10 protein-coding genes are annotated in these 14,057 nt (G+C 43.5%); 6 read left to right on the top strand and 4 right to left on the bottom strand.

Translation table 11 applies throughout. From position 1 onward, the window contains the following. Nucleotides 1-138 precede the first annotated feature (138 nt). Complete coding sequence (locus K1Y79_RS09475; RefSeq protein ID WP_220249779.1) at nucleotides 139-2,592, top strand: carboxylesterase family protein; 2,454 nt, start codon at nucleotides 139-141, stop codon at nucleotides 2,590-2,592. 102 nt (nucleotides 2,593-2,694) lie between these two features. Here K1Y79_RS09475 and K1Y79_RS09480 read toward each other — a convergent pair whose 3' ends face one another. Continuing rightward, on the bottom strand, nucleotides 2,695-3,528 hold the full coding sequence (locus K1Y79_RS09480) for a hypothetical protein (protein ID WP_220249780.1): 834 nt from the start codon (nucleotides 3,526-3,528) through the stop codon (nucleotides 2,695-2,697). 23 nt (nucleotides 3,529-3,551) lie between these two features. Then, nucleotides 3,552-4,367 carry an alpha/beta fold hydrolase gene (locus tag K1Y79_RS09485; protein WP_220249781.1) on the bottom strand — a complete coding sequence of 272 codons (816 nt, stop codon included), beginning with the start codon at nucleotides 4,365-4,367 and terminating at the stop codon, nucleotides 3,552-3,554. Between the two features lie 239 nt (nucleotides 4,368-4,606). On the opposite strand from K1Y79_RS09485, the gene K1Y79_RS09490 reads away from it, so the two are divergent. Next, nucleotides 4,607-5,311 carry a DUF4397 domain-containing protein gene (locus tag K1Y79_RS09490; protein WP_220249782.1) on the top strand — a complete coding sequence of 235 codons (705 nt, stop codon included), beginning with the start codon at nucleotides 4,607-4,609 and terminating at the stop codon, nucleotides 5,309-5,311. A gap of 136 nt (nucleotides 5,312-5,447) precedes the next feature. On the opposite strand, the gene K1Y79_RS09495 is transcribed toward K1Y79_RS09490, so the two are convergent. Both K1Y79_RS09495 and K1Y79_RS09500 read right to left on the bottom strand, forming a co-directional pair. Continuing rightward, on the bottom strand, nucleotides 5,448-6,215 hold the full coding sequence (locus K1Y79_RS09495) for a hypothetical protein (protein ID WP_220249783.1): 768 nt from the start codon (nucleotides 6,213-6,215) through the stop codon (nucleotides 5,448-5,450). Between the two features lie 307 nt (nucleotides 6,216-6,522). Continuing rightward, nucleotides 6,523-7,290 (bottom strand): 3-keto-disaccharide hydrolase, encoded by a 768-nt coding sequence (locus K1Y79_RS09500; RefSeq protein WP_220249784.1) that lies wholly within the window; start codon nucleotides 7,288-7,290, stop codon nucleotides 6,523-6,525. 368 nt (nucleotides 7,291-7,658) lie between these two features. Here K1Y79_RS09500 and K1Y79_RS09505 point away from each other — a divergent pair, with 368 nt between their 5' ends. From K1Y79_RS09505 to K1Y79_RS09520, 4 genes are all read left to right on the top strand, one after another. Continuing rightward, nucleotides 7,659-8,285 carry a TetR/AcrR family transcriptional regulator gene (locus K1Y79_RS09505; protein ID WP_220249785.1) on the top strand — a complete coding sequence of 209 codons (627 nt, stop codon included), beginning with the start codon at nucleotides 7,659-7,661 and terminating at the stop codon, nucleotides 8,283-8,285. A gap of 7 nt (nucleotides 8,286-8,292) precedes the next feature. Then, entirely contained in the window at nucleotides 8,293-9,615 is a 1,323-nt protein-coding gene (locus K1Y79_RS09510) for an ABC1 kinase family protein (protein WP_220249786.1), read from the top strand. A 650-nt stretch (nucleotides 9,616-10,265) separates the two neighbouring features. Beyond that, nucleotides 10,266-10,841 (top strand): discoidin domain-containing protein, encoded by a 576-nt coding sequence (locus K1Y79_RS09515; RefSeq protein WP_220249787.1) that lies wholly within the window; start codon nucleotides 10,266-10,268, stop codon nucleotides 10,839-10,841. Nucleotides 10,842-10,920: 79 nt separating this feature from the next. Beyond that, a complete protein-coding gene (locus tag K1Y79_RS09520) occupies nucleotides 10,921-14,049 on the top strand; it encodes a SusC/RagA family TonB-linked outer membrane protein (protein WP_220249788.1) in 3,129 nt (1,042 codons plus the stop codon). Nucleotides 14,050-14,057: the final 8 nt, after the last annotated feature.

Genomic DNA, 14,057 nt, shown 5'->3' on the forward strand with positions numbered 1-14,057 from the left:
ACGCTGAAAATATCAGCCTCAAACTAAGATAGATGCAGGCCTGTATGCGAAATACCGTTCTTCCTATCTCCTTTCCATCCGTCAACATATTTATGCATTTGAGTTAGCTGCTTACTATTTTGTATGCAAATAACTTATATGCGGAAGATACTACTGCTCCTGGCAATGCTTGCGCCGGGATACGGACTTATTGCCCAACAGACTTACGAATTTAAAGAAGGACTGATCAGTGGTCCCTGCCATCAATACGGCAGGACAGCCCTGTTTACAGATCAGCTGGCATATGCGCTTTGCAATGGCCAGCTGAAGGCTCCTGCTAAGGGTACCGCCTCCTTCCCTGACGAGAAAGGCGCTGCACAGCAGTGGCAGGATATTGCAGCTGCCGCCGATGGTTCATTCTCGGGCCGTGCTATCAATAATGGCTATCTCTTTGTTACATATAATGCGCCTAAAGCGCAAACAGCTATCCTGAATATCTCCGGCCACCAGATGGTATATGTAAATGGTACTCCACATGCCGGAGATATGTATCGTTATGGCTGGATGTATGTACCAGTACAGCTGCGCCAGGGCGTTAATGAATTTTATATCCGCACCGGCCGTAGCTGGGGCAGACAAGGCGTAAAAGCAAGACTGATGTTTCCTGAAAAACCGGTGTACATCAGCATTGCTGACTCCACAATGCCGTTTGTAGTGGCCGGGAACAATAACAGCGCGCTTCAGGGTGCGGTGGTGATCGTTAATACAAGTAACAAACCGCTGAAAGGGGAGCGTATGAAGGCTACTGTAAATGGTAAAACCATCGTGTCTGAACTTCCTGAAATAGCGCCACTCACCACTCGGAAAGTAGGATTTCAGTTTGATGCCAGTGCGCCGGCTGCCAATGGTGTATACAACTGTACCCTGGTGCTGGGAGATAAGCAGACATTGGATACAAAAACGTTCGCGCTGACTGCTGTGACCAACAAAGATCATTACAGCAATACCTTTGTCAGTGATATTGACGGTAGTGTACAATATTACGCAGTTTCTCCACAGGCAAATCCTGATGGTAAAGCACCTTCCCTGTTCCTGTCTGTACATGGTGCAGAAGTACAGGCAATCAATCAGGCAAGTGCTTATAAGTATAAAGATTGGGGCGTACTGGTAGCGCCAACTAACCGTCGTCCACGCGGTTTTAACTGGGAAGACTGGGGACGTCTTGATGCACTTGAAGTGTTGAATATAGGCGTAAACACCTTCCGTCCCGACCCTGAGAGAATATACCTGACCGGCCACTCTATGGGAGGTCATGGCACCTGGTATCTCGGCGCTACATATGCAGGTAAATGGGCGGCAATAGCACCTTGCTCCGGTTACCCTACACTGATGGGATATGGTTCTGCAGATGGACTGATCCCTGACTCTCCGCGTAACAGTACGGAGCAGGTACTCCTAAGAGCCAGCAATCCAAGCAACGTGTTTAAACTGGCAAATAACTATAAAGCCGGCGGCGTATATATCCTGCATGGCGATAGCGACAGAGTGGTATCGGTAGACTATGCCCGGCAAATGAAAAAGATTCTGGCAGACTTCCACAAAGATTTCAGCTACTATGAATATCCAGGCGGAGAGCATTGGTATGGAGACACCTGCGTAGACTGGGGACCACTGTTCCAGTATTTCAAATGGCATACAATTCCGGCAGATACCAGCGTCAACGAGATCGACTTTACTACTGCGAATACAGCTATTTCATCAGTACACCACTGGGTACGTATACTACAACAGCAACATACACTTGAATATAGTCGTATACAGCTCAGCAGGAACAATGCGCGCAATAAAGTGACTGGTACAACAACCAATATCCGTACGATGGCCATTGATCTGAAAGACGTTCCTGCAGGTCAGACACTCAGCATTGAACTGGATGGCAGCCCTGCGATCAATTACAGCCGTAAAGCCGGAGACAGCTTGTTGTATCTGACGCATGGTAATCAGTGGGCCATCGGTAATGCACCAGCAGCTACTGACAAGGGCACTATCCGTAATGGTACCTTCAAAGAAGCCTTTAACCACCGGATGGTATTTGTGTATAGTACCGCAGGGCAGCCAGCAGAAAATGAATGGTCGCTTAATAAAGCCCGCTACGATGCAGAAACATGGTACTACAGAGGTAATGGCGCTGTAGACATTGTGGCTGATAAGGACTTCAAAGCTGCCAACTATCCGGACCGGGGCATCATTCTCTATGGTAATGCCAGCACGAATAATGCCTGGAAACAGTTATTGCAGCAGTCGCCCGTACAGGTAAGCCGTGGTAAAGTTACAGTAGGACAACGTGAGTATACCGGCGATGGCTTGGCGACCTATTTCATGTGGCCAAGAGCTGATAGTAAGAAGGCTGCTATCGCTGTAGTGGCAGGTACCGGTCTGGCGGGCATGAGAGCTGCTGACGCTAACCAGTATTTTGCAGGTGGAAGCGGCTTCCCTGACTATATGGTATTTGGTATCGATCTGTTGAAGGGAGATATGCAATCAGTAAAAACCGCAGGATTTTATAATACTGAATGGAAACTGGATGAGAGTGAGGCAATCAGCAATCAATAAGGAATGATTCGAGTAGATACTAACCCCCTGACTGGTTTGTAACAATACATTCCGGGATAAAAGGTAAAGGGCGATTCACTGCGTGAGTTGCCCTTTACCTTTTTAGCTGTATGTTTTCGTTTTTATCTGCCATAGCTTTCCTTTACCACTTACCGCCCGGCACGACACATCCATCACAACATGTTCCATCTCCCATATCATTCCTTCCATACTACTTTCAGGAGAAGCAAAAAGCTGCATAGCCATGGCCATGATTTCATCCCGGTTGGTAGTCTGCTGGAGCAGGTTAGCCATAGCTCCCGACACGGATGCAGGGGGTAGTTCTCCTGCACGATCCAGGTTGAGTAGTCTGGCAGCGGAGATATTGATCCAGCTGGCATGACCTTCGGCCCCTATAAATATCAGTGCTTCCGGAAGCGTATTAAGTAATGCCGAGTAAAGGGTGAGCGCATTTTCAGCAGACTGTTCTATATGTGCCTGACGGCAAACTTCTGCTATCCGGATACGGACAACATCGATAAATTCCCGGAAGACAGGCTCAGCGGATTGCGGCTCGCTCCATCCAAGCACGATTAAGGCGTTTATTACACCCTCCCTGACCGGAATGATTACCGCAGAGGAAAGTGCCTGAAAAAGGTCCTCAAATGCGTTTTTTACCGGCACCTTGGTCCAGTAGACAGGACGTCTGCCGTTTGCTTCTATAAGTTCATGAATGGGCCCGGGGTTAAAAATGAGGTCGTCGAGGTAGAAAGGATGTGCATCTTTGACTCTGGCAGTATAAGTATCTTCAAAGTCTAACTTGAGGGACATGTATGCACCTGTCAGTTCCCTCAATAGCGATATACCGAATGACAGGAAGGACTGGACATCTCCCCTTCTGTCCCATTCGCTTGTCTGGCTGATAAACGTAAGTGCTTTTCTTTCCCAGCTGGCCACTATATGCTTGGTTTAATTGGTAGTCATTGAATAAATGAACGGATTGCGCGGATTACTTCCTCGGGAGCCACAATATGAGGAAAGTGCCCGGTTGCCTGGACGTTTACCTGCTGGCTGTCAGGAATATGCTGTTGCAGATATTCCCCTACAACTCCCGGTACAGCGACATCATCAGAAGTCTGAACGACCAGGGAGGGTATAGTACATAAGGCAAGGTCCTGCCGGTGATCCATCTCAAAGATAGCCTTTGCCACAGAGAGCGCAATATCGGGCCTGATAGCAGATAATGTAGCGGCAAAGGCTTCGGCAAGGTGGGGCTGATCGGGATTGCTCATTACAAGTGCAGAGAAACCACTGGCCCAGGCATAATAGTTTGTACTCATTGCGCTATACAAACTATTGAGTGTTTCCATATCAAATCCACCGGTATAACCGGTTGCAATATCATTTAAGTATCGGGGACTGCTACCCAATAGTATAAGTTTGCTGAAGTATTCAGGGTATTTGTTGGCTGTCAGTAGTCCTATCATACCGCTAACAGAGTGACCGACATATATAACATCTGAGAGCTGCAGCGCACGGATAATATCTGAAAGGTCTGTCACATATCCCTGCATCGTGCTGTAACGGGAGGGATTGAAAGCGTCAATATCTGCTTTACCACCGCCTACGTTATCGTACAGTACTATTTTGTAATCGGCTGCAAAAGCTTTCACTATAGGCGCAAACGCCGTCTGATCGGAACCAAATCCATGGCCGAAGATGATAGTCTGCGCTGCGCTTTCATTTCCAGTAACATGAACATTATTCTTCTGTTTTACACTTGCTGTTATGCTCATATGAATATGGTGATTAGTAAAGTGGAATGCTACATCTGTAGCTAAAGTACGCAATTTATATGGTTAAACAGATTTACATGAACTGAGGAACAAAAGATACCGGACAGCACAAGATGTGTAAAATTACCCCTAGCAATAATCAAAAGTCAGCAACATTACACAACACGATTTCTAATGGCACAGTTTATGTTTTTATGGGAGTAAATAAATTTCTTAATTTTTAAAAAAGATCCAAAGTTATGACACCTCTGAACCAAGCCAGCAAGGGTCTGTTAACCATGTTAGCCCTGACAGGAATGTTTGCATTTTCATCATGCAGCAAAGATGATGACGATACAACAGTGGACCCCGATGCAACTGTTAAAATTGTGAATGTATTACCGGATGCAGGACCAGTAGATGTGTACAATGGTACCAGCAAACTGAACTCCTCTACCATTGCGTATGGTGAAGCTACGCCATACATCAGTGTAAAAGATGGAGATGCAAGGATTGATTTTAAATCAACTGTAACCGGCAACACCGTACTGTCTACTCCAGTAGACTTTGATGGTGGTAGTTACTCTTTATTCGCTGCAGGTGAAACTGACGGTAATGCTACTGTAGGTATCCTGGCGAAAGACGATCTGAAAGCGCCTGCAAGTGGCAAAGCAAAAGTACGTTTTGTACATGCAGGTAGTGATGCGCCAACTGTGAATTTTCTGCTGAATGACAATGTACTGGTTAACAGTGCAGGCTTTAAATCAGCTTCTGAGTTCAGAGAAGTAGATGCAGGTACTTATACCCTGAAGTTGAATAATGCTTCAAGTGGTGAAACTGCGCTTACAAGAGACGGCATTGTAATGGAAGCAGGAAAGATCTACACAGTAGTAGCACAGGGATTGCTGACCCCAACACCAGTGTTGGAACAGCCACTGTCTTTGAATATTCTGACGAACAACTAAGTTCAGAAGATCTGAGATCAGGAATTAGCTATGCAGCAAAGAAAGATGGTAATGTGCAGGAGGATGTTGAACACTTAATTCCTGGTTAAAAATGAAAGGGCGACCGCAGGGGTCGCCTTTTTATTTTTATACTATTCTACCATTGTAATTCAAAAGAACCACCGCCATTGACGATGTAAGTAGCTTTGTTATCGCCTTTAAATGTGATAATACCCTGGTAGCTGAAAGCAGTACCTTTGCTATCCTTACCTGAGATTTTTACAGAAGCAGTTCCTGCTATGATCTGACGGGTACGTTTGCTAACCTTGATATCAGAAGATTCGTAATGAATTTCACTTGAGTAAGATGGAAATTCTGTTGTTTTTGCATCAAGTTTACCTGTTGCATCATACTTCTGGCTGATTTCCCAGTTAGCGCTACCTTCATTCAGACCTCTCAGTGTATATACAGAAGCATAATTGCTGGAAGTGGAGAATTGTTCAGTTAATAAGGCAACACGACCGGAAAAGTCAAAGGCGAACTGGGAAGGAATAGTATTTTGCTGACAAGTCAGTCCGTAGCTCCAGTAGAGTGCATAATCAAAACCGAAGTTATTACCGTTGCCGGATAATTTGATCGAATCTTTTTCTGATTTACCGCAGAAGTCAGCTAGTCTTCCACCTTCCGCTTTCCTTGCCTCCAGGCTGGAAATGGCTAGTGTAGCTCTATTTACCTGTTCAACAAAACCACCTTGAGCAGTTACAGATTGTGTTACCATTACTGCAGCATTTTCGTTAGACACTTCAGATTTCGGAGCGTCTTCGTCTTTGGAGCAGGAGGTAATACCAATGGAAAGGCCGGCAGCTACTAACAGAAAGAACAGTGTAGATTTGCTTTTTGCGAAAGCGAGAAATTGTCTTTTCATAGAACGAGACATTTGGAATTTAATGATGATTGATATGTTGATTGATGATGTATAGTATTCTCGAACACTTGTTATTGCCTGCTGTCTCAATTACTATGCTAATATATGTTTAAATTATAATATAAAAGCATATTTCTGCTGGTCTATGCTTCTTAAAGCGCTTTTGTCAGGCTTTGTCATTGATTATCACTACCTAAATATTATTGGTTAACGGGATGGAGATGTGGGATATAGTCAAAAAAAATCGCTTCCACCAAAGATGGAAGCGATCGCATAATTATACGTTAAGCCAGAGTATTACCGCCGACTATAATTCTCTGATCCATATGTTCCTGAAACTCAGCGGCTCACTCTTGTCGCCGTGAGATTGCAACTTAATTGGAGAAGCGCCATGTGCTTTCTCGTAAGAAGCTTTGCCGATATATCTTGTCGGACCAAGCAGTTCAGTATTGTTCTGTACCAGTACACCGTTGAAGAATACTGTTGCGCGGGCAGGAGATTGCAGAGAGCCATCGCTATTGAAGCGCGGAGCAGTCCAGATGATGTCATATGTTTGCCACTCACCCGGCTTACGGTTAGCATTTACTAACGGAGCGGTCTGCTTATAGATACTAGCTGACTGCCCGTTTACATACGTCTTATTGTTGTAATTGTCAAGAATCTGAAGTTCATAGCCATCATCTCCCGCACCCGTTGATGCGAGGAACAGGCCACTATTACCTCTGCCCTGTCCGGTACCTGTAATATTCTTAGGTACCCGCCATTCGATATGCAACTGGTAGTTCGTGAAAGATCTCTTCGTCTGAATATTGCCGGTGGATTTATCTACAGTAAAAGCGCCACCGCCAACTTTCCATTTGGCAGGCTGCGACTGATCGTTTACTGAAACCCACTGGTCCAGGCTTTTGCCGTCGAATAGGATGATAGCATCTGAAGGCGCATTGCCCCACACGCTGCCAGGAGTAACTACCGCCGGCACTGGTTCCCATACTTCTGTGTCTTCTGGCTTGGACTGCGCAAATAACGTGGCAGAAAGTACAACAGCGGCCGCTGTTGTAAGCGTTTTCTTGTACATGATCTCTATAATTTAATTCTCTAAATTAAAAATAGATATAACAAATAACAATCCAGTCATCATTATTTGGACCTTTTTTGAGGCTTGATGACTCAAGGTCTGCTATCATAGTCCATATATTTATATATGATATATAAGCAATAAGCTGACAGACTATCCAAACTGGGACTGTTTTTAACTCCCCGATATCCAAATTTTAGCGCTGAATCTTTTTGAGGCCGTGAAGCAAAAATTTTGGGCTTTTATTAACAGTCCGCCGCAGTGGAATGATGTTAATACGGCGTTTCTGGCGTAAATTTGTGTTAGCAGATGATGTCCAATCTACATGGTCTGCTGTATTGTATTTCTTACACGCCAAACCCTGGATCATGGACAAAAAATTCGTGCGCGACGCTTATAAAACTTACTGGCTGGAAAATGGTAAAAGGCCTGTTTCTGTATATACCTTTTGTCAGCAATTGGATGTATCGGAGACTACCTTTTACGATAGCTACTCATCTTTTGATGCATTGGAAAAAGACATCTGGCGTTCCTTCTTTGAGGAAACGTTAGATAAATTGAGAGAAGATGAGATTTACCGGAATTATTCTTCCCGTGAAAAGTTGTTGACCTTTTACTTTTTATGGGTTCAGCAACTACGTGAAAACAGGAGTTACATCCTTCAACAGAAAGACCAGTATCTGGTTCCGGGCCTGCACCTGGACAAGCTGGAGTCTTTCCGGATTGCCTTTTATGATTATATACGTGAGTTGATTAAAGAAGGTTACCAGACCGGCGAAATCAAGGAACGTAAGTATATCTCTGATCAGTATGTTCATGGCTTCTGGGTGCAGGCTTTATTTGTACTACGCTACTGGACCAAAGACGATAGTGAACGCTTTGAGATGACAGATGCCGCTATAGAAAAAGCTGTAAATCTCAGCTTCCAGCTGATCAGTTCCAATACATTGGACAGTATCCTGGATTTTGGAAAATTCATGTTTGCAAGGAAATAAATCAGTGATGAAAGAACAAACCAACATCCCTACCGGAAAAGTTGAACGTGCCAGCAGATTTGTAACAACTGGATTAAAAGTAGGTACTAACTATCTTAAACATTATACAAAGAAGCTCATAGACCCCTCCATCAGCCGTGAAGAACTTCATGCGGATAATGCAGAGGATATTTATGATACGCTTAGTAATCTGAAGGGAAGTGCCCTTAAAGTGGCCCAGATGCTAAGTATGGACAAAGGAATGTTGCCGAAGGCCTATACCGAGCGTTTTGCCATGTCTCAATATAGCGCTCCGCCATTGTCTGGACCACTGGTTATCAATACGTTTGTAAAGACGCTAGGTAAAACGCCATCCCAGCTATATGACAAATTTGACATGCAGGCGTCTAATGCAGCCTCAATAGGACAGGTGCATAAGGCTGAAAAATGGGGAAAATCACTGGCAGTTAAGATCCAGTATCCGGGTGTAGCTAATAGTGTTAAGTCTGACCTCCGAATTGTAAAGCCGTTTGCTATTCGTATTGTCGGCATGAACGAGGTAGATATGGACAAGTACTTTGAGGAAATCGAAGGTAAACTGCTGGAAGAGACAGATTATAAACTGGAACTACAACGGTCAATGGAAGTATCCGCACAATGTGCGCATATTGAGAACCTGGTATTTCCCCACTATTACCCAGAACTGTCCAGCGACAGAATCATTACTATGGATTGGCTGAAAGGATTTCACCTGAAGGAGTTCCTGGATCGCAATCCATCGCAGGAGGCGCGTGACAGTATCGGACAGGCATTATGGGATTTTTATCAGTTTCAGGTACATGCACTTAAGAAAGTGCATGCTGATCCGCATCCTGGCAACTTTCTGATGCGGGAGGATGGTACTATAGGCGTCTTTGACTTTGGCTGTATTAAAGAGATCCCGGAAGAGTTTTATGTTAACTATTTCCTCCTCACAAATAAAGAAATCCTTAAGGATGAGGTAAGACGTAAGGAGATTTATACTGCACTGGAAATGATCCACCCTAGTGACACCGAAAAAGAGGTGGTATTCTTTTCGGGGCTATTCCAGCAGATGATTGATATGCTAACATTGCCCTTTACACAAGAGGAATTTAACTTCGGTAATGAGAGCTATTTTGCAGAAATATATGCCTACATGGACTATCTCTATAACCTCAAAGAAGTGAGAGAATCCAAAGTAGCCAGGGGTTCCCGGCACTCACTATATGTAAACCGTACCTATTTTGGTTTATATTCTATTCTTAGTGAGTTGAAGGCAAAGGTAATTACGAGTGAGGCACGTATCAAGAGTATGATGCATCCTGCCTAGCAGGTTATAATATTATGCTACGTACCCGGTATAGCGATATAACTAACAAGGTTATATTAACCTGTACCGGGTTTTATCTACTAAATACCTGATTCTTAATTTTTTATTGCTACAGCAGCGTTTTTACAAGACATAACTATTTGTTAATCAGCTACATCATAACATCATTAAAACTTCGTTAACATTCTGTTAAAATCTATTAACAGGTTTGGAAGATAAATCCTATTATTTTTATAGAGTCAGGTCAACCAAGATACAGTAATCGAAATAATAAACAGATCGTCTTATGATCCCTGGTAAGAGATTAAGATTCTATGTTTTGAGAGCGCAGAGAGGATAAACCAAAATCAAAGCAACAGATAGTAGGTTACCAGCCTATGCCGGTAACTGCCTCTATCCCTAAGGAATAGCTAGTTCGTCATTATAAAAGTCAGCCACATGGGGGAAGTATAATCGTTATGTTTTTAGATGAACAAACGCTGTAGCACGTAATTATTATTTATTCACTGTAACAATCTTCGTGTAACGAAGTGGGTATTGTCTGTCTTGTTACTGCTTAAAAAAAGCATACCGAGAGACAAACGGGATACTTATGCCCTGCTGTGAACAATTCTATCTACCAGCATATTCAAGCCAAAATCGATATGACAATGAAGATTCACAAATCAGCCAACATCAAAGCACTGGTATTCCTGGCGCTGATAATGGCGGCACTCGCGGGATGCGACAAAAAGAAGGAACGCATCTATGAATTACTACCACCTGATCCTGAAACTGAAAAAGATCTTACTGAATTAGCTATTAATCTGAAAGTGAATATAGAGAACTCAGGAGGTGCTAATGCAGGTGAAGGTTCCAGGAAAGTGATTGACAACGATCTGGATTCTAAATTTCTGATCTTCTCCTTTGATCCTACATTCTATATTCAACTGGAATATGATATTGCAGAACGATTGGATGCTTATACACTTACTTCTGCGAATGACGCTGATGGCAGAGATCCTAAGAACTGGAAGATACTAGCATCAAATGACCTCGAAAACTGGAAAGAGCTGGATAGTCAGACTAATCAGGCATTTGACAGCAGAAAGAAAACTGTACGTTATGAATTTGTCAACGCTGATAAATACAAGTACTACCGCTTCGCTATTTCCGAGCTGAAAGGAGGCACCAGCGGACTATTCCAACTTGCGGAATGGCGGATGCTGAGAAGGCCTCAACAATAATATTCAATCCTGTCTTATCAGTTATATACCTAATCATCTATACTGGTAAACTTTCTATAATCAACCAAACAAAGCAACTATGCTTGGAAATCTAAAGAAATCTATTTCGACAGGCGCTCTATGTTTGTCGGGTCTCTTTGCTACTACAGTGGTTGTAGCGCAGCAGGCAGAAAAAATCACCATCACTGGTAATGTAAAGGACGAGCTGAGATCAGCAATGCCAGGTGTGATGATTATCAATCAAACGTCCAAGGCAGGTGTTCCAACTGATGAAAAAGGACATTTCTCTATTAGCGCGAGAAGAGGCGATTCACTAGTGGCACGCCTTGTAGGATATGAACCTTACCTATTTGTTATCAATAAAACTATTGATTTTGATATTACCCTGAAAGCTACTAACAGCTCACTGAATGAAGTAGTAGTTGTAGGTTTCGGGCAGCAAAAAAAGATCAGCCTCGTAGGAGCGCAATCCACTGTGAAGGTGGAAGACCTGAAGCAACCTGTGGCCAACTTAAGCGCAGCACTGGCAGGTCGCATTGCGGGTATAGTCGGAGTACAACGTTCCGGTTTACCTGGTTCAAATAGTGCTGACCTCTGGATACGCGGTATATCCACCTTCAATCGCTCCGGTAATAATGCAGGTCCTCTGATCGTCGTAGACGGAGTACAGGGCCGTGATATCAACTCCATTGATCCAGAAGATATCTCTTCATTCACTGTATTGAAAGATGCTGCCGCTACAGCTGTATATGGAGTAGCCGGTGCAAATGGTGTTGTAATTGTTACGACTAAAAAAGGAACTTCCGGAAAGAACAACCTGATGTTTAACTACAACCATGGTATTAGTTCATTTACCAAAGTTCCTGAACTGACTGACGGTGTAATGTACATGATGTTACGTAACGAAGCTCAGCGCAATACAGGATTAGCTCCTGAGTACTCTAATAATACTATCAACTCAACTATCCTTAAAGAAGATCCAAACCTGTATCCGAATGTTGACTGGATGGAGGCATTATTCAATGATGTAAGCCAGAACAGACGCGCCAATTTTAGCGCACGTGGAGGAACTGACGCAGCGACGTACTATGTATCATTGGGCTATTATGATGAAACCAGCCTATTACGCACAGATGCGCTACAGAGCTACAATGCCTCTACCCGTTTCAAACGTTATAACTTCACTTCCAATATTAATATGAATTGGACCAAGACAACCAAATTTGATCTTGGTGTTCAGGGAAATATTGGCTCGACGAATACTCCTACCGTAGGTCCGGAAGACGCATTCGCCAATGTAATGCAGACAAATCCCATCCTCTACCCGATCATGTATCCGGGCAATCTGGTACCGAGTGTAAACTCACAGGGTGCGCAGCCAAACCCATATGCACAGATTACACAGACCGGTTATAGGAATAGATTTGCTAATCAGGTTTATTCAAATGCACGTATCTCTCAGGATTTGTCAATGATTACACCTGGTTTATCTGCTTATGGTTTATTCTCCTTTGACGTATTCAGTATGCACGAGATCAACCGTTACCGCAGTAGAAGTGGTTACCTGATCAATAAAGCTCGCCCGTATAATGCCGACGGAAGTATTAACCTGAACCTGATATCTAATGGTAGTGATGATCTGAAATATGGCCGCAACAACGATGCTAACCGTCAGTTTTACGTAGAAGGAGCTATTAACTATGATAAAAACATAGGTAAGAAGGGCCATATGACAGGCATGTTGCTCTATAACCAGCGGGAACGTGTATTTGCTTTTGCAGGAGATGTAGCCTCTTCCCTTCCTTACCGTAGCATTGGTATGGCAGGTAGAGCCACTTACTCTTATGATGAAAAATACTTTGGAGAAGTAAACTTTGGTTACAATGGTTCTGAAAACTTCAATCCTGAAAACAGATTTGGTTTCTTCCCCTCTTTCGGTGTTGGTTGGGTGATTTCTAATGAGAGTTTCTTTGAGAAGTTTAAAAACTCTGTGCAATTCCTGAAACTTCGTTATTCTGACGGAAAGGTAGGTGATGGCGGAAACGGTGGTCGCCGTTTCGGTTACCTGACGCTGGTAGCAATAGATCCTGTTGATCAGAACGGCAATTCGCAGGACCTTGGTCTTGACTTTGGTCTGAATGGTTCGGTTAGAAACAGAAGCATCGTGATCACGGACTATGGTACCAATGTAACCTGGGCCACCTCACGTAAGCAGGATCTTGGTATAGAGATCAAAACACTGAATGATCATTTGTCTATTACAGCAGATGTATTTAAAGAGAAACGTTCAGGAGTATTTCTGCAAAGAGCATCCCTGTCTTCCTTTGTGGGCTTAAATTCAAATCCTTGGGGAAACTTAGGTATCATCCAGAATAAGGGTTTCGATGCAACAATTGAATTGATGCCAGTTAAGATTGCCAAAAACGTAACACTGGACGGACGTGCTACCTTCACGTACAACAGAGATAAGGTGATAGAGAATGATCAGCCGGTACAACCACATCCTTATATGGAAAGACGTGGCACAAATTATAACTCAACATTCGGTTATGTAGCTGAAGGTCTATTTGCTGATCAGGCTGAAATTGACAAACATGCTAATCAGTCCATTTTTGGCACTGTACGCCCCGGCGATATCAAGTACGCTGACCTGAACAATGATGGAGTTATTAACGCTAACGATGTAGCCCGTATTGGTAATGGCGACGTACCAACAACTATCTATGGTTTTGGCCTGAACCTTACCTGGAAGAACTTTTACATTGGTGCATTCTTTCAGGGTGTAGCAGGAGCAGACAGAATGCTGAATGGCGACGGTATCATTCCATTTAATAACAGTACTGGTCCAGAGAGAAGTAATCTTTTTGCTATTGCAGAAGACCGTTGGACAGAGGCAAATCCGAATCCAAACGCATTCTATCCGCGCCTGGCCTATGGCAATGCAGCTAACAAGAATAACTCACAAAGTTCAAGCTGGTGGGTAAAGGATATCTCTTTCCTGCGTCTTAAAACGGCAGATTTAGGCTATAATCTTCCTAAAAACCTGATGAAACGTATCGGTGTTAAGAACGCACGTATCTATGTACAAGGACTCAATTTGTTCTACTGGAGCAAATTCGACCTGTGGGATCCAGAATTGAATACCGGTAATGGTACAAGATATCCTAACACGCGCTCTGTGAACTTTGGTTTCCAGGCTAATTTCTAAATAGGATT

Source organism: Chitinophaga rhizophila (genome assembly GCF_019492185.1).
GTDB lineage: Bacteria > Bacteroidota > Bacteroidia > Chitinophagales > Chitinophagaceae > Chitinophaga > Chitinophaga rhizophila.